The 16,411-nt window shown below is 69.8% G+C and carries 15 protein-coding genes; 8 read left to right on the top strand and 7 right to left on the bottom strand.

Features of this window, described 5'->3' with window-relative positions; all coding sequences use genetic code 11:
- Positions 1 to 28 precede the first annotated feature (28 nt).
- The 5 genes from DDV73_RS07660 to DDV73_RS07640 are packed head-to-tail and all read left to right on the top strand — an operon-like array spanning position 29 to position 4,348.
- Positions 29 to 487 (top strand): NUDIX domain-containing protein, encoded by a 459-nt coding sequence (locus DDV73_RS07660; RefSeq protein WP_109506661.1) that lies wholly within the window; start codon positions 29 to 31, stop codon positions 485 to 487.
- Positions 477 to 1,391 carry a sugar phosphate isomerase/epimerase family protein gene (locus DDV73_RS07655; RefSeq protein ID WP_109506660.1) on the top strand — a complete coding sequence of 305 codons (915 nt, stop codon included), beginning with the start codon at positions 477 to 479 and terminating at the stop codon, positions 1,389 to 1,391. The genes DDV73_RS07660 and DDV73_RS07655 overlap by 11 nt, the downstream gene beginning before the upstream one ends.
- Positions 1,388 to 2,422: a Gfo/Idh/MocA family protein gene (locus DDV73_RS07650; protein ID WP_109506659.1), complete on the top strand. Its 1,035-nt coding sequence runs from the start codon at positions 1,388 to 1,390 to the stop codon at positions 2,420 to 2,422. The genes DDV73_RS07655 and DDV73_RS07650 overlap by 4 nt, the downstream gene beginning before the upstream one ends.
- Positions 2,394 to 3,275 carry a hypothetical protein gene (locus DDV73_RS28190; protein WP_161962318.1) on the top strand — a complete coding sequence of 294 codons (882 nt, stop codon included), beginning with the start codon at positions 2,394 to 2,396 and terminating at the stop codon, positions 3,273 to 3,275. Before DDV73_RS07650 ends, DDV73_RS28190 begins: the two co-directional genes overlap by 29 nt.
- A complete protein-coding gene (locus DDV73_RS07640; protein WP_161962317.1) occupies positions 3,272 to 4,348 on the top strand; it encodes a Gfo/Idh/MocA family oxidoreductase in 1,077 nt (358 codons plus the stop codon). The genes DDV73_RS28190 and DDV73_RS07640 overlap by 4 nt, the downstream gene beginning before the upstream one ends.
- On the opposite strand, the gene DDV73_RS07635 is transcribed toward DDV73_RS07640, so the two are convergent.
- The 4 genes from DDV73_RS07635 to DDV73_RS07620 form a co-directional block, all read right to left on the bottom strand.
- The gene (locus DDV73_RS07635) at positions 4,243 to 4,812 is read right to left on the bottom strand and encodes a type I restriction-modification enzyme R subunit C-terminal domain-containing protein (protein ID WP_109506656.1); all 570 of its coding nucleotides are present in this window, start codon (positions 4,810 to 4,812) and stop codon (positions 4,243 to 4,245) included. The two genes, DDV73_RS07640 and DDV73_RS07635, sit on opposite strands and share 106 nt — an antisense overlap.
- A gap of 80 nt (positions 4,813 to 4,892) precedes the next feature.
- Positions 4,893 to 5,645 (bottom strand): IclR family transcriptional regulator, encoded by a 753-nt coding sequence (locus DDV73_RS07630; RefSeq protein WP_109506655.1) that lies wholly within the window; start codon positions 5,643 to 5,645, stop codon positions 4,893 to 4,895.
- 28 nt (positions 5,646 to 5,673) lie between these two features.
- Positions 5,674 to 6,648 (bottom strand): hypothetical protein, encoded by a 975-nt coding sequence (locus tag DDV73_RS07625; RefSeq protein ID WP_109506654.1) that lies wholly within the window; start codon positions 6,646 to 6,648, stop codon positions 5,674 to 5,676.
- Positions 6,649 to 6,684: 36 nt separating this feature from the next.
- A complete protein-coding gene (locus DDV73_RS07620; protein ID WP_109506653.1) occupies positions 6,685 to 7,515 on the bottom strand; it encodes a hypothetical protein in 831 nt (276 codons plus the stop codon).
- Positions 7,516 to 7,698: 183 nt separating this feature from the next.
- Between DDV73_RS07620 and DDV73_RS07615 the strand changes: the two genes are divergently transcribed.
- Genes DDV73_RS07615 through hutU form a run of 3 tightly spaced genes read left to right on the top strand, consistent with a single transcriptional unit; the run spans position 7,699 to position 11,394 of the window.
- Positions 7,699 to 8,136: a hypothetical protein gene (locus DDV73_RS07615; protein WP_109506652.1), complete on the top strand. Its 438-nt coding sequence runs from the start codon at positions 7,699 to 7,701 to the stop codon at positions 8,134 to 8,136.
- Positions 8,137 to 8,194: 58 nt separating this feature from the next.
- A complete protein-coding gene (gene hutH, locus DDV73_RS07610) occupies positions 8,195 to 9,742 on the top strand; it encodes a histidine ammonia-lyase (protein WP_109507143.1) in 1,548 nt (515 codons plus the stop codon).
- Entirely contained in the window at positions 9,739 to 11,394 is a 1,656-nt protein-coding gene (gene hutU / locus DDV73_RS07605) for a urocanate hydratase (RefSeq protein ID WP_109506651.1), read from the top strand. The genes hutH and hutU overlap by 4 nt, the downstream gene beginning before the upstream one ends.
- 16 nt (positions 11,395 to 11,410) lie before the next feature.
- Here the strand turns inward: hutU and DDV73_RS07600 are convergent, their stop codons facing one another.
- From DDV73_RS07600 to DDV73_RS07590, 3 genes are all read right to left on the bottom strand, one after another.
- Entirely contained in the window at positions 11,411 to 13,465 is a 2,055-nt protein-coding gene (locus tag DDV73_RS07600) for a hypothetical protein (RefSeq protein ID WP_109506650.1), read from the bottom strand.
- 147 nt (positions 13,466 to 13,612) lie between these two features.
- Positions 13,613 to 15,523 carry a M14 family zinc carboxypeptidase gene (locus DDV73_RS07595; RefSeq protein ID WP_109506649.1) on the bottom strand — a complete coding sequence of 637 codons (1,911 nt, stop codon included), beginning with the start codon at positions 15,521 to 15,523 and terminating at the stop codon, positions 13,613 to 13,615.
- Between the two features lie 143 nt (positions 15,524 to 15,666).
- The gene (locus DDV73_RS07590) at positions 15,667 to 16,383 is read right to left on the bottom strand and encodes a hypothetical protein (RefSeq protein ID WP_240617176.1); all 717 of its coding nucleotides are present in this window, start codon (positions 16,381 to 16,383) and stop codon (positions 15,667 to 15,669) included.
- Positions 16,384 to 16,411: the final 28 nt, after the last annotated feature.

Here is a 16,411-nt window from a genome sequence, read left to right as displayed (position 1 = left end):
TTGGTACCCCTGAGCAGAGGAAGAGGCCATGACCATCACCCACACCACCGTCGCCGGTCGCGCCGTGATCCGCTACGACGACCGCCTCCTCCTCGTGACGGACGGCGGCTATTGGTACACGCCCGGCGGCCGGCTGGAGCCCGGCGAGACGCTACCCGAGTGCGTCGCCCGGGAGGTCCAGGAGGAGACCGGCACCGAGGTCACCATCGGCGACATCGTCGCCGTCTCGGAGTACCTGGACCCCGAGACCGGCGAGCACAAGGTCGAATGCTTCTTCTCCGCTGAACTGACCGCCGCGCCCGACGCGATCGGCACTTGGCACGACACCGGCGGCCCGGTCACCTCGGTCGGCCTGTTCGACGCCGCCCAGCTGGCAGGCATGACCGTACATCCGGCCTGGATCACCCGCACGCTCACCGACGGTGCGCCGGACCCGGGGCCGATCTACCTGTCGTCCGACCGGATCGAGGACCGACATGAGCCATGAGATCAGCGTCAACCCGGCGTGCTACCGGTGGGGCACCACCCTGGCGGAGTTCGTCGCCGTGAGCCGCGCGGCCGGGTTCACCAGCGTCGAGGTCAGCATTCAGCAGGCCGCCGCCCTCGCAGACGCCCTCGGCGGCCTCAACGCGCTGCGCCAGTGGCGCCGCCAGGCCGGCGTCGAGGTCGTCCAGTTCAGCGGCATCCTGCCGGCCGGCCCGGTCCTGCCCGCACCGCTGCTCGTGGACGACGCCGACTTCGCCACCGCGCTGAGCACGCTCGATCGACACCTTGCCGTGGCCGACGCGCTTGACTGCCGCCGAGCCGCCATCGTGGTCAACCCGCGCACCAGCCTGCCACTCCCAGAGGCGACGGACTGCGCGCTGAACCGACTCGACCAGCTCGCCGACCACGCCGACCGGCACGGGATCCGGCTGGCCGTCGAGTTCATCGGCGTCCGGCGCGACCTGAACGCCACGCTCGACGGCCCCCACCCGTTCATCGGATCCGCCGCCGGCCTGCTCGGTCTGCTGGACGAGCTCGACCGGGCCACGGTCGGGGTACTGCTAGACACGAGCCACCTTTACGCCTCTGGCGACAGCCTCACCGACCTGCCGGATCTGCGCGGGCGGATCGGGTTCGTCCAGGTCGCTGACGTCCCGCGCGGCCTCCCGCCCGGCGAGCTGACCGATGCCGTCCGCTGCCTGCCGGGCACCGGCGGCACCGATTTCGAGTGCCTGCTGCCCGACCTGGATGCCGCCGGGTACGACGGGCCGCTGTCGATCGAGCTGTTCTCGCCAGAGCTCTGGCAGCTCGCGCCCGCCGACGCCGCGGCGCAACTGTTTGACAGCACCGCTCACCTGCGGCCCCATCGGCCGGCCACCGTTGCGGCGGGCCGGAGGCAGTCATGAGAGTCGGACTGGTCGGCTGCGGGCGGATCGCCCACGAGGCGCACGTTCCCGCCTACACCGCAGCGGGCATCACGGTGGCCGCTGTCTGCGACCTGATCCCGGACCGGGCAGCCTCCGCCGCCCGGGCGACCGGCGCCGCCGTGGCGACCACCGCACAGGAGTTGGCGCAGCGCGACGACGTGGACGTCATCGATGTCGCCACCCCGCCGTCCGGCCGCCCCGACCTGCTGCGCGAGCTGTACCGGACCGGCAAGCCGATCCTGTCCCAGAAGCCCCTCGCCTACGACCTACCCACCGCCACCGCCTTGGTCCAGGAGGCCGAGGATCTCGGGGTTGCCCTGGCCGTCAACCACAACGCCCGCTGGGCGCCGGCCCACTGCGCGATTTACCGGCAGATGATCGACGGTGCCCTCGGCCAGGTGTATGCCGTACAGCACCACAACCGCTTCAACGAGGATGTGGACACCTGGTACACCCGCCACCCCGACTACCTGTTCCTCGACCACGGCATCCACTACGTCGACCTCGCCCGCGTCCTCACCGGCCGCACCCCTACCGCCGTGGCCGCCGTCGCCGGCACCCGCCCAGGCCAGCGGCCCGCCGGTCCGGTCATCTACTCGGTGAACCTGCGTTACGCCGACGACGAGGCACCCCACGTCGTGCTGACCTTCGTCAACACCGCGCCCGCGCCGGCCGGGTTCGACTTCAGACTCATCGTGGACGGCGTGGACGCTACCGCGCAGGCCACGCTCTTCGCCGCCGACCTCCTCCCCGCGGACGGCAGTCCGCCACGAACACTTGACGTCCTTGGCGAGTGGACGCCCGACGCCTTCAGCGGCCCACTCCTGTCCTTGACTCGCCACCTGACCACCGGGGACCCGCTGCCACACTCGGGCCGTGACCACCTCGCCTCCCTCGCTGTGGCCGTCGCCGCTGCGCAGTCCGCCAAGCAGGCCGGCGCCTGGACCGCCGTCGACCACCCGCCCACGGAGGTGACAGGCAGTGCACACCTCGCGGCTTACCTACCTTGAGGGGCTACCCGGCCTCGGCAAGACCACCACCGCCATCACGCTGGCAGCCCAAGCCGACGACGCGGCGCTGGTGTCGGAGAACAACCCAGCGCCCGCCGACCACAAGGCCGTCGCCGATCTCGACCCGGTCGAGGCAGCCCAGTGGTACCTGCATGGCGAGATCCCCCGCAGCCACTACGCCGCGAGCCTCGCAGCCAGCGGCCAGAATGCGGCGGTCATCTGTGACAAGGGCGCCCTCGCCACCCTCGCCTACCTCTACGCCCTGAGCCGCACCGGCACTGCGGAGGACTCCGCCTATCAGCAGGTACGCCGTGAGTACCTGACCCATGTCAGACCCCACCTGCCCGTAAATGCCAGGACCGTCGTCTTCGCAGGGCCGGTCGCCCTCAGCCTCCGCCGTCGCGAATGCAAGCCCGACCGGGCCGACCGACCGTTGTGGTACGACCAGTCCTTCCTGGACGCCCACTTCCGCTTCTACCTGACCGAGGCGCCCAGGCTGCGCCACGGTCCGCTCGCCGTCCTCGATGCCACCGGCCACCCCGCCGCCACGGTCCAGCGGGCCGCGACGCTGTGCCGCATCATCCTGGCCGCGACCGCCTCGGACGGGAGGGGCGGGAGCGGACGCGTCCTGCCGACGCCGGCGGACCAGCTCGAGTCGCCGTTCCGGGCCTATGCCGCACGGGCGGGAGCGGCTGTCTTCGGGCAAGCGCTCGGCGCGCCGTTCCACCAGCACGGCGCCCTCGCCCAGCCGTTCGAGCGGCACCTGCTCCTGCATCGCGACGAACGGGTCGTGCTGCAGTGCAGCCTCTGGCGACACCAGACCGCCCTTTCGAGCAACGGAGGCAGCGCATGACCACCACCCGGCTCGCTCTCGCCGTGATCGGCTGCGGCATCGTTGCCCGTGCCCGCTACTTCCCCGCGCTCCAGCAGCTCGTGGACCTGTACGACGTGCGCGCCCTCTGCGATGCCGACCCGCACGCCCTTACCCGGGCCGGGACCAACTTCCCGAACGCCCGCCGCCACGACTCCCTCGAAGACCTGCTCGGGCACGCCACCGACCTTGACTGTGCGGCGCTGCTGATCACCGGCGACCACAGCGACCCGCTCGAGGCGCTCGCCCGGCACGGGATTCCCACCCTGGCGGAGAAGCCGATCGCCTACACGCACCGGGCGGCAGCCAGCGCCGCAGCGGCGTTCTCGAGCCGCGGCGTACCGCTCCAGGTCGGCTACATGAAGCGCCAGTACGAGACCGTGCACCGGCTCTCCGAAGCCATCGCCGGCGGCCATGCCACGAGCATCGCCATCGACCTCCTCCACCCGCCCGAGGACGGCTACCTCCAGCCCGTGATCGGTCACGGCCGCGGCTTCAGCACCGACCTACCGACCTATCTCGACTCCGAGACCGCCCGCTCGGACATCTCCGCTCACCTCGCAGCGCTCGGCGTACCCGCCGACGACGTCGCCACCCGACGCGCCTACGTCCTGCTCACCACCAGCGTCATCCACGACATCAACCTGATCCACGGCCTCGCCGGAGAACCTGCACAGGTGCTCCACGCCCACTTCTGGAACGCCGGACTCGACGGTCGGATCTCCTTCTCGTGGTCCGACCAGCTGACCGGCACCCTCACCTACTCCTATGTCGAGGCCGGCAGCTACGAGGAGACCATCCGGGTCGTGGGACCCCGCCACCGCTGGACCGCGCACCTGCCCTCGCCCTACCTGCCCCACGCCCCGGCAACGCTGAACACCCACCAGGTCGGCGAGCCGACTGAGCCCGTCTCGTTCGCCGACCCTTTCCAGCGGCAGCTCGACGAGTTTCACGCCGTGGTGAGTCGCGGGACAGCGCCGACCGTCGACGGCAGCTCCGCCGCTGCAGACCACGCCTTGATCGACCGGATCGTGCGGCGTGCCACCGCTTCATAGGCGACGGCTATCTCGGGTGCCGCGTGGGATTCGATCTCGTTGAGGATCTCCACGATTCCCTCGACTTCGGTCTCGCTGAAGACCCCGGTCGGGCCCTGAGGGGCGTGGTCGGTGAAGGGTGACTCGAACAGTCGGCGGGCTTGCATGGCTCCGTTCCGAGTGAGTTCCTCAACGATCAGGTTCACGAAGTGGATCTGTTGAGCCGTGTAGGTCGAGTCACCGAGGAACTGCGAGAAGGCCTCGGTTGCGGCCGCCCGGTCGAGACCGACAAGCGAGCGGATGAAGAGCCCGAGGCCGGGGGCCTCTTCCTTGGCTGGCTCGGATCGCGTCGCAAATCCCACTGCGGCCGTGATGGCGCCCGCGGTAAAGAGGCCCGATGCGAGGACCCGCGCGACGTACGCAGTGTTCTTTCTCTGCCGTTCTCGGATAACGGTGATGTCACCGATTGGCTGTGTGGTCGTCATGACCAGCTCCTGTTCTGCCGGTCACGGTGACCAGCCGAACAGGCTCGCAGCCACCACCGACAGTTCTTGCGAGCCGACCGTCAAGCCCGGCCGCTGAGCCGGCGGGACAGCAGGCCGGCGGTACGCCGTACGGCGGCGGGCAGGTCGGCGGGCTTGGAGCGGCCGAGGTCGTAGGTCACGGCCAGCCCGGCGACCGGGTGGCCGTTGTGGTCGAGTACGGCGGCGGCCACGCTCGCGAAGCCGGGCGTGACCTCGCCGTCCTCCACGGCGTACCCGCGGGTGCGGGTCTCGGTCAGCACCACCCGCAGCGCGCCGGGCGAGTCCGGGCCGTGGCCGTGCCGGTCGACGAACGCGGTCCGGTCCGGGTAGAGCGCACGGACCTGGGCGGCCGGCAGCGCGGCGAGGATGGCGCGGCCGCTGGCGGTGAGGTGCGCGGGGAGCCGGACGCCGACGTCGGTGACCAGCGGCGGCCGGCCGGCGGCCCGCTCCTCGATGACGTAGAGGACATCGCGCCCGTGCAGTACGGCGAGGTGGGCGGTCTCGGCGACCCGGTCCGCGAGGTCGGCCAGCGGCCGGCGGGCGATCCGCTGCAGTGGGCCCTGCCGCGAGTAGCCGCTGCCGACCTCGAACGCCGCCACTCCGAGCCCGTAGCGGTGTTCGTCGGCCAGGTGCACCACGAAGCCTTCGTCGATCATCGCGTTGAGAAGGTGGTACGCCGTACTCCGCGGCAGCTCGCACTGCCGCGCGATCCGGTCCAGCGGCACCGGGTCCGGCTGGCTCGCCAGGAACCGGAGCACCCGGAGTGCACGCGTTGCCGCAGGTACCTGGCTCATGGAGCCAGTTTTTCAGAGGTCGGGTCGGCTATGGGGTGATCGTCGGGCAGGGAGCGGCACCCTTCGGCCGGAACGTCAGCAGGGTGATCGAGTGCGACCCGAAGCGCGGTCGGAACGGCGTACCGGCTTGCCAGACCTGCGACTTCGCCGGCCGCACCGACTTGGGCAGCGCATCTGCGCTGTCGCCGCGGGTGATCGTGTGCGGGTCGGTCCGCAGGGTGCGGATGCCGACGCAGGTCGGCGCGTCCCGGCCGGGCAGCCGGATCTCCGGGACATATGCCGCGGACCAGCGCTTGTTGACGACCAGCAGGCTGGCAGTGGTGCCGCGGCGGGTGCCGAGCACGGTGACGCCGTCGTGGCTGCCGGTCACCTGCACCGGCCGCTGCCCGACCACATGCCGGAACAGCCGGGTGAGGTAGCCGCGGCTGGCGAGTGCGAACCGGGCGCTGTCGCCGGCGCCGTACTTCTCGAAGTAGCTGGCGAAGTTGGACAGGTTGGAGACGGGTACGCCGTTCAGGACCTGCCCGGCGAGCAGCCGGGCCAGCAGGAGGTCGTGCAGGAACCGCTGGCCCTGCTGGGGGTACGGCGGGTTCAGGCTGCCGAACTCGGTGACGATCAGGAACCGCTTGCCGGCGTCCGGGCCGCTGGCGCGCATCGACCGCCGCAGCAGCCCGAGCTCGGCGGTCTCGGCGTCGCCCTCGGCCATCAGCTTGCGGTACACGTCGGGGAACTCCGAGACGCCGGAGATGTTGGCGTACTCGTGGACGCCGAGGCAGTCGTACCTGCGGCCGAGCTGCTTCATCCGGGCGACGAAGTCCGGCCGGCCCCAGCCGGCGCAGACCTGCACGTCGATGTCGTCCATCGACTTCAGCGCCTTGTAGAAGTCAGAGAAGCCGGGCATCCGGCCGGCGGTGTACTTGATCCGCATCGTGCCGATCGGCTTGGCGCCGTGCACGCCGTCGCCGAACCGGACCGTTTGCCGGAGCTTGTCCAGCGTGAACACCCGGGCGCCCGGACGGTGGGCGCCCAGCCTCGCGACCTACCGCCAGGTCTGGCCGGCGACCGTGACCACCGGCGCCGGGTCGAGCGAGATCGGGGTGAACCGCGGTCGGTAGACCTGGTTGGCGGTGCCGTCGGCGGTCTTCGGGTGGAGGAGGTCGCAGTTGTCGGTGTCGAACAGGCCGTTGTTGTTCTTGTAGACGCCGGAGCCGGTGGGCTGGAGCCGCTTGCCGCCCTTGATGTACTCGTCGAGACGCTGCGTGGTGTCGGTGGAGCGCCAGTAGCGCTGGTTGCCGAGGTAGGGCTCGTTGCCGATCTCGACGATGAACTGGCCGGTCGCCTTCGCCGCCGCCCGGACGAAGGCCTTGGCCCGCTCCGGCGTGGTGTTGACCATCGGCAGCATCAGGTTGGTGCGGCCGCCGATGCCCTTCATCAGCGTGTTGTGCCTGGGGAGCGTGTACCTCGACTTCGCCGCCGGGATCGGCGCGAACTGGGTGAATGCGAAGCCGCCGCTGGTCTGGCAGCCGGGCGTGCCCACGGCGTGCCGGTAGTCGAAGAGGTTCGCGACCGTCCCGCCCGGGTAGCGCACGGCCTTGATGCCGGCGTTCTTCGCGAGCTCGACGATCCGATCCCGGACCTGTCCGTCCTGGCCGAGGGCGTGGTCGGCGTCCTGCAGCCAGCGCTGGTTGCCGCCGATGATCCCGGCCGCGACCGGCGGCGCGCCGGCTCCCGTCGTGGTGATGGTCAGCGTCGGCGGTGCGGCTGTCGGGCCGGCCGGCGCCGGAGTGGCGGCAGCCGAGGTGATGGCGGGTACGGCGGTGAGGACGAGGCCGGTGACACCGGCGAGGGCGGCGAGGCGGGTACGAGACACGGGTCCCGATCCTAGGCTGGCGGCCGCGTCGCCGCGCAGGCGTTGGCCGCCTCCTGCCGACCAAGGTAAGCGGCCGCCCGGGACCAGTCCGGGCGGCCGCTTACCGGCGGGGCACTGGGTTGCCCCGCTACGAGACGGCGTCAGGTCCGGTCTATGACGCGCTACTCGCCTAGCCTCGTGGGTATGCGTCGTCTGCTGGTCCTCGCCGCCATCGCCCTGTTCGTGATCGGTGTCGTGCTGTACAGCACTGGGCGGGTCGCCGAGGGCGTGGTCCTCTGGCTGGCGTCCGCGGCCGTCGTCAACGTGGTCTTCATGATCGGCGGGTTCGCCGACCGTCGGCTCCGGCAGGCGGAGAGGCGGGCCCGCAAGGCCGGCATCCTCGGGATCGCGACGGTCATGGAGGTACGCCGCAACGGGCGCTTCCACGACGGGAGCGCGTACTACGACCACACGCTGAGCGTGGAGCTGCCCGGCCGCGAGCCGTACGTCGCGGTCCACGAGTCCACGGCTTGGGGCTACCTCACGGTGGGCCGGGTGACCCAGGTCCGGGTCGCGGCCGACGATCCGCAGCGGATCTGGATCGAGTACGACCCGAGCTTCTGGGCGCGGTCTCGGATGTGAGACGGCGAGTACGGCGCGGCGATGGCCCACGCCGTCGCCGCGGAGTTTGATGGGCGGCATGAGCTCGCAGGTCGTGGTTGGAGTAGGTCCGGTGTCGTTCGCGGACGTGGTGGCTGTCGCTCGGAGTGGCGCAGGGGTGGTGCTCGGCGAGGATGCCAAGGACGCGATCGTGAGGGCGCGGGCGGTGGTCGACGAGCTGGCGGCGGCGCCGACTCCGGCGTACGGCATCTCGACGGGGTTCGGCGCGCTGGCGACTCGGCACATCCCGACCGAGATGCGCGCTCAGTTGCAGAAGAGCCTGGTCCGCTCGCACGCGGCCGGCTCCGGCCCCGAGGTCGAGCGGGAGGTCACCCGGGCGCTGATGCTGCTCCGGCTGTCGACCCTAGCGACTGGGCACACCGGCGTACGGCCCGAGACCGCGCAGCTGATCGCCGACCTGCTCACCCACCAGATCACGCCGATCGTGCACGAGTACGGCTCGCTCGGCTGCTCCGGCGACCTGGCGCCGCTGTCGCACTGCGCGCTGGCGCTGATGGGCGAGGGCACGGTGCGTACGGCGCAGGGCGCAGTGGTCCCTGCGGCCGACGCGCTCGCCGAGGCGGGGCTGAAGCCGCTCGAGCTCGAGGCCAAGGAAGGGCTGGCGCTGATCAACGGCACCGACGGCATGCTCGGCATGCTGGTCCTCGCGATCACCGACCTGCGCCGGCTGCTCAGGACCGCCGACATCGCCGCCGGGATGAGCGTCGAGGGGCAGCTCGGCACCGACCGCGTCTTCGCGCCCGAGCTGCAGGCGATCCGCCCGCACCCAGGCCAGGCGCTCAGCGCCGCCAACCTGTCCGCGCTGCTTGCCGACTCCGGGATCGTCGCGTCCCACCGCGGCCCCGACTGCAACAAGGTCCAGGACGCCTACTCGCTGCGCTGCTCACCGCAGGTGCACGGCGCCGCCCGCGACACCGTCGAGTACGCCGCCACGGTCGCCGGCCTCGAGCTCGCGTCCGCCATCGACAATCCTGTCGTCCTCGCCGACGAGGGGCGGGTCGAGTCCAACGGCAACTTCCACGGCGCACCGGTCGCCTACGTCCTCGACTTCCTCGCGATCGTGGCCGCCGACGTGGCGTCGATCAGCGAGCGGCGTACCGACCGCTTCCTCGACAAGGCCCGCAACCACGGGCTGAACCCCTTCCTCGCCGACGACCCGGGCGTGGACAGCGGACACATGATCGCGCAGTACACCCAGGCCGCGATCGTGAGCGAGCTCAAGCGGCTCGCGGCACCCGCGTCCGTCGACTCGATCCCGTCCAGCGCGATGCAGGAGGACCACGTCTCGATGGGCTGGTCGGCCGCCCGCAAGCTGCGCCGCTCGGTCGACGGGCTGACCCGGGTGGTCGCGATCGAGGTGCTCACCGCCGCCCGCGCGCTGGACCTCCGCGCGCCACTCACCCCGTCGCCGGCCACTGGCGCCGTCGTACGGCTGCTCCGGGAGTCCGGGATTGCCGGCCCGGGACCCGACCGTCACCTGTCACCCGAGATCGAGAAGACCGTCGAGCTGGTCCGCTCGGGCGCCGTACTCGCCGCGGCCGAGGCCGAGATTGGAGAACTGAAGTGAACAACCGCCTACCCATTCACGCAGCGCACGGGACCGAGCTGACCGCGAAGTCGTGGCAGACCGAGGCACCGCTGCGGATGCTGATGAACAACCTCGACCCGGAGAACGCCGAGCGCCCCGAGGACCTCGTGGTGTACGGCGGCACCGGGCGCGCCGCCCGCAGCTGGGAGGCGTACGACGCCCTGGTCGCGACCCTGCGCACGCTCGAGGCCGACGAGACGATGCTGGTCCAGAGCGGCAAGCCGGTCGGCGTGATGAAGACCCACGAGTGGGCGCCGCGGGTGCTGATCGCGAACTCCAACCTGGTCGGCGACTGGGCCAACTGGGAGGAGTTCCGGCGGCTGGAGGACCTCGGGCTGACGATGTACGGCCAGATGACCGCCGGGTCGTGGATCTACATCGGCACCCAGGGCATCCTGCAGGGCACCTTCGAGACCTTCGCCGCCGTCGCCGACAAGCGGTTCAACGGGACCCTGGCCGGGACGATCACCCTGACCGCCGGCCTCGGCGGCATGGGCGGCGCGCAGCCGCTCGCGGTCACCATGAACGACGGCGTCGTGATCTGCATCGAGTGCGACCAGGCCCGGATCCAGCGGCGGCTGGACCACAAGTACCTCGACGTCCAGGCGGCGACCCTCGACGAGGCCGTCGAGATGGCGGTGGCTGCTCGTGATGAGAGGCGGCCGCTGTCGATCGGCGTACTCGGCAATGCGGCGGTGCTGCTGCCCGAGCTGCTGGAGAAGGACGCGCCGATCGACATCGTCACCGACCAGACCTCCGCCCACGACCCGCTGTTCTACCTGCCCGCCGGCACCAAGTTCGAGGACTGGGAGACCGAGCGCAGCGAGGACCCGGCCGGCTTCACCAAGCGGGCGCAGGAGTCGATGGCCACGCACGTGCGGGCGATGGTGGAGTTCCAGGACCGCGGCGCCGAGGTGTTCGACTACGGAAACTCGATCCGCGACGAGGCGCGCAAGGGCGGCTACGACCGGGCCTTCGAGTTCCCGGGCTTTGTGCCGGCGTACATCCGGCCCCTGTTCTGTGAGGGCAAGGGCCCGTTCAGGTGGGCGGCGCTCTCCGGCGACCCGGCCGACATCGCGGCCACCGACCGCGCGATCCTCGAGCTGTTCCCCGACAACGAGCGGCTGCGGAAGTGGATCACGATGGCCGGCGAGCGGGTCTCCTACCAGGGGCTGCCGGCGCGGATCTGCTGGCTCGGGTACGGCGAGCGGCACCTGGCGGGCCTGAAGTTCAACGAGATGGTCGCGTCCGGTGAGCTGAAGGCGCCGATCGTGATCGGCCGCGACCACCTTGACTGCGGCTCGGTGGCGTCGCCGTACCGGGAGACCGAGGGGATGCTCGACGGCTCCGACGCGATCGCCGACTGGGCGATCCTGAACGCGCTGGTCAACACCGCGTCCGGCGCGTCATGGGTGTCGTTCCACCACGGCGGCGGCGTCGGCATGGGCCGCTCGCTGCACGCCGGCCAGGTCTGCGTCGCCGACGGCACCTCGCTTGCGGCGGAGAAGATCGAGCGGGTGCTCACCAACGACCCGGGCATGGGCGTGATCCGCCACGTCGACGCCGGCTACGAGAAGGCGGCCGAGGTCGCCGCCGAGCGTGGCGTACGGGTTCCGATGACCGACGGTTGATCCGGGCCGCAGTCGCCTAAGGAACTGGCGAGACCCTCGCCTTGAAGTCCCCGACGTCGTCGCTGTCGCCACGATCGAGTCGGAGCCAGACAGTGTCAGCCGAGGCGGTGAACTCGACTTCGGTCGTGCCGCCGACGCCATTCAGAATGTGGGCCGAGCTGTCTCCGAGGCCCTGCCAGACGTTGTAGTTGTCGCCCACTGTTGCCGAGTCCAGGACGAGTCGGTAGCGGCCGCCGGGTTGCGTGTCGACCCGTAGCCAAGCTTCCTGGCCCGGCCGACCAAGTGGCGCAACGACCTCGGTCGAGTCGGCGGGTGCTGAGGTGCGTGTCGGAGTGCTGAGGTACAGGTCGCGGGGCTCACCAACATCCATGGTGACCTCGTAATGCCTGTCGACGGGCATCGGATCGTCATCACAGTCGCCCCAGCGTTCAGCTTCGATCGCATGCCACCTGCAATGGTCACCGGTGAAGCGATCTCCGGTGTTGCGGAGTAGGTATTCACCGGCCTTGCCAGTGAACTGCACGTTGGCCCGTGCAAACCGGCACCCCTTGGTATCGACGGTGATCGAACCTTCGGTCAGGCTGCCCTCGTAGCGGGGAGTCTTGCAGATCTGGAACGAAAGGCTGTCGGTCGTGCCCTCGTATGAGGTCAAGGTGTAGTAATGGGTCCCGGACTCCCCCACCCGCTCGATCCACGGGCCGTACCTCGTCCCCGTCGGGCCGGTAAGGGCGGTGCTGGATACTCCAGGCGGGCCAACCTCATGGTGCACTTCGTCCCCGGCTGTTGCCTCGAAGCTGACAACCGTTGGTTGGTAGGCGCCCATCGGCTCGAGCGTGATTGCTTCGTCCAGGTCCGCGGCCACTTCTCGAGCGCGGGTGAGGCGGCCCTGTCGGGAGCACCGGTCAGTGAAGACGGCGTAGGTGCCGTCGGCGGGGATCCGCCAGATCCCTGGCAGCGTGCGGTCGATCGCCGACATCCCGACGCCTGTTCCGACGAGGACGTTGCCACAATGGTCGGGACTTGCCAGCGACACGAGTTCGCCGGCCCCAGCCTGAAAGGCAATGGCTGGGCGGCCGTCGCCCACGAAGTCGATGACGGACGAGTCCAGTTCCCGGTTCTCGGCCTCGGCGACGTAGGGCTCGAGGACGATGTCTCGACCGGGGTCGGCGTACAGGTCGAGGTAATAGGTCCCCGTGCGCGGGAGGGTGGCAGCGCGGCCGTCGCCCGACCACGTCTTCACGAGCGTCCCGTCCCACGACCAGAGGTAGGACGTGAGATAGCGCTCCAACCGCCAGTCGTCAACGAGGCTCCGGATCGCGAGCGTGACCCCTGCGCTGCTCTGGAACTGCAGGCGGATCGGATGTTCGTCGGTCACCCGGTACGCGCGACTGTCGTCCCAACGATTCAGCACGATGGGGTGCTGGTAGACCGGACTGCGGACCTCGGCAGCCGCAAACCGAGTGAATGCGTCCTGCGCCTTGACGACTCTGTACGTCGGTGCGCCCGTCGTCGGTGTGGTCGTCGTCAGAGAGAACGAGTCATCTGCGTCGACTGCGGCGGAGTCCTTGGTGCTCCACGTGTCTCCGGTCCGCACCTGCAGTACGACCCTGGTCCCAGGCCGCGCGTAGTCGAGGCGACCCGAGAAGACGGCCGTGGTCCCATTGAAGGGGACGCCGAATCTAGGCTTCCCCATGGCGATCTTGACGGTGCGCCGGGTGACCACGGTGGGCCCGACGTACAGGCGCTTCGCAGGTTGTCCGTACTGCCGCGGCATATGCAGGCGATAGTAGTGACGGCCGACCTTGGGGAAGAGCCGGAACTTGAACAGTCGCCCTGGGTCGACTCGCTGCTTCGCGACGTTGACCCACGAGCCGGCTCGCGCCTCTTGCACGTACACCAGGCTCTTGGCGTGCGTGCGCGTCGCGCGGCCAACGATCATCACCGGGTCGGCATACTCGGCGTCCCTGTCGTACCACTCGAGGTGAAGCTGTGGTCCCGGCACTGCGCCCGTAGCTGGCGGAACGAACAGCAAGGCTGCTGTGGTCAACAATGTGGCGAGCAGAGTGCGCATCCGGGCCCCCGTGGTCGGCGTGTGCGAGCAGTTGAGCCCGGAAATTAGACCATGCCGCGGTCGATTTGGGCTGTAGAACCTGGACGATGAACGATCGTGGGTCTGAGCGTGCGCCATAGCGCACCCTCAGACCCACGACCCCGAGTGCTACTTCGCTGTCAGCGTCCAGGTGTCGAGCTTGCCGGTGTCGATGTTGGCGTTGTCGTTGACCCGGAGCTTCCAGGTGCCGTTGGCGACCTCGGAGGAGAGGTTCACCGTGTAGGTGGTGTTGATGTTGTCGGCGCTGCCGCCGGAGCGGTTGTGCAGCACGTAGACGGTGCCATCGGGTGCGATCAGGTCGACCTTCAGGTCACCGATGTAGGTGTGCTGAATGTTGACCGCGACCTTGGCCGTGGCCGAGCCGTTGCCGGTGCAGCCGCTGACCGTGACCGGCGACTCGATGGTGGTGTGGTCACCGATCGCGAAGTCGGTGCCGTTGGTCTGCGGCGAGCAGGTGCCCACCGGGTTGACCGTCCACGAGAACGACGCCGAGCCGGTCTTGGCCGGGTTGGAGCTGTCCCGCGCCGTGACGGTGACGTTCGACGTGCCGGCCGTGGTCGGCGTACCGGTGATGGTGCCGGTCGACGCGCTGATCGACAGCCCGGCCGGCAGACCGGTCGCCGACCACGTGTACGGCGCGGTGCCGCCGCTCGCGCTGTTGGTGCGGTTGACCGCGGTCCCGACCGTCGAGGTCTGGTTGCCCGGGTTGGTAACCGTCACCGAGCCCGGCGCCGCACAGGTCTGGCCGATCACCCGCGGCGGGCAGTCGGCGTAGGACAGGAAGTGGAGCACCGGTGCCTTGTTGCGGGATGTCTCCCGGGCGATGATCTCGTCGCCCGGATAGAAGGTGCAGCACGACGGGAACATCTCGAACGTGTACCCCCAGATCTTGTACTGACCCCACAGCCAGTCGTCGATGGTGCCGTCGGTGATGTAGAGGTCGGACGACTGTTCGGGGGTGTAGCCGTTCATGTTGGCCATCTGGGTGCCGAGCGTGCGGAACGTCCGCTCCTCGTCGGCGTTCAGGCCGGGCGCGGTGTCGTCGAAGGTCCAGCCGTACGGCCAGAGCACCAGCTCGCTGTAGGTGTGGAAGTCGATGTTGGCGGTGATCTGCTGTACGCCGCCCACGACCCGGCCGCGGACGAAGTCGGCGACCGCCTTCACCTCGGGCGCCGACTCGGCGAAGGCGCCGCGGTAGGTGTCCGAGCTCGGGCTGCCCGACGAGCCGCCGCAGCAGCCCCACTTGTAGCCCCAGTTGCGGTTCATGTCGGTGCCGACGGCCGTCGAGCCGGAGTTCGGCTGCCGGTTCTTGCGCCAGCTGCGGTACGAGCCGGTCGCAATGTCGAACTCGCCACCGTCCGGGTTGAGGTCCGGGAGGATCCAGATCTCGCGGGTGTCGACGGCGTTCTTGATCGCGGTGTCGGAGGAGTAGCTGTCGGTGAACAGGTTGATCAGGTAGATCGCCATCTCGACCGTGAGGTGCTCGCGCGCGTGCTGGTGGTGGGTGAACAGCACCTCGGGCTCGGCCTCGTCGATCCCGACGTTGTCGGAGATCTTCAGCGCATAGAGGTCGCGGCCCTGGTATGAGCGGCCGTAGACCTGCTTCGAGATCAGTGTCGGGTGGTCGGCGACGGCCTGGTTGATGACGGCGGTCATCTCGGCGTAGTCGTGGTAGCCGGCGTCGGCGGGCGGGAACGCTTCGGGCGAGGCGTTCTTGGCCTTCGCCGGTGCGGCCTCCGCGACCACGTCGTACCCGAGCTTCTCGATCTTCTTGACCTCGGCGGCGGTGGCCGTGATCATCAGCCGGCTGTCTTCCTGGCCGTTGACGGCAGCGCCGGTCTTGGCGATGGCCGTACGGTCGGCGGCGGTGCGGACGCCGGCGACGTGGTACTCGCCGCTGGCGCGGGTCTCCTGGAAGGCGCCACCGGTGGCGGGCGGGCCGCTGACCAGAGTGGCGGCGAGGACGGTCGCGAGGGCTCCCCCCGCGATGGTCGTGACTAATCTGCGACGAGATTTCATTGGTGGACCTCGTTCCGAGATGGGGCCGGGGGGTGCGGCCCGCGGTAGCAGGAAGGTAGTCCCAGGCGAGGCCCTATACCAGATGCTCAAACTGGATATCTGGTGGGTACTCGCGCTTCCCGCCGGAAGATTTAACTGCCAGGTCAGACGGGCAACAGGCTGATCTTCTGCCAGATCTTGTTGCTGAGGTCCACGGTCAGCCGCTCGAGGGTGCTGATCGTGTCGAGTACGACGGAGTCCGAGGTGTCCTCCGCGCACAGCGCCGCGGTCTTCGCGACCAGCGACAGCAGCTCCGAGCAGTACGCGAGGTAGTGGTGCAGCTCGTCGGCGGTGAGCTCGATGTCCACGCTCTCGTCGGTCGGCGTGTACGTCGGGTGCGCCCGCTCCGGGTCCTTGGTCAGCTGGTGCATGTCGATCACGTGGGCGAGCGAGCGCAGCCGGTACAGCTCGGACAGCAGCCGCTGCCGCTCCAGCCGCTGCGGCAGTGCCCAGACGAACAGCACCGCCAGCCCGCCGAAGACGATGTTCTGGATCGTCGACTCCACCAGCGGCAGCCAGTCGAAGGAGTTGTCCGGGCCGTTGCCGATGGCGTCGCGCAGGGCGGCGGCCAGCGCCACGAGCCCGATCAGGATCACCACTGCGCCGGCCGCTCGGGCGTACCACGTCGCTCGCCGGACCCGCGCCCGCGACGCCTCGGTGGCGTCCGCGACCTGGGCCACCGACCGCGCCACCTCGGCCGCCACCCGGGTCAGGCCGCGGTCGCCGAAGCGCGCTTCGATCCGGCGTTTCAGGCGGTGGGCGGTGAACATCACGGCGGGCGCGGCCAGCCGCCGATAGCCGCTCCTCCCCGAATGAGTCACGGGGCTCAAGATAGCGGCTCGGCACGAC

Source organism: Nocardioides speluncae, assembly GCF_003121585.1.
In the GTDB taxonomy this organism is placed as follows: Bacteria; Actinomycetota; Actinomycetes; order Propionibacteriales; family Nocardioidaceae; genus Nocardioides; species Nocardioides speluncae.
The sequence above is the reverse complement of the archived record's forward strand: the minus strand, read 5'-3'. Positions and strand labels throughout refer to the sequence as shown.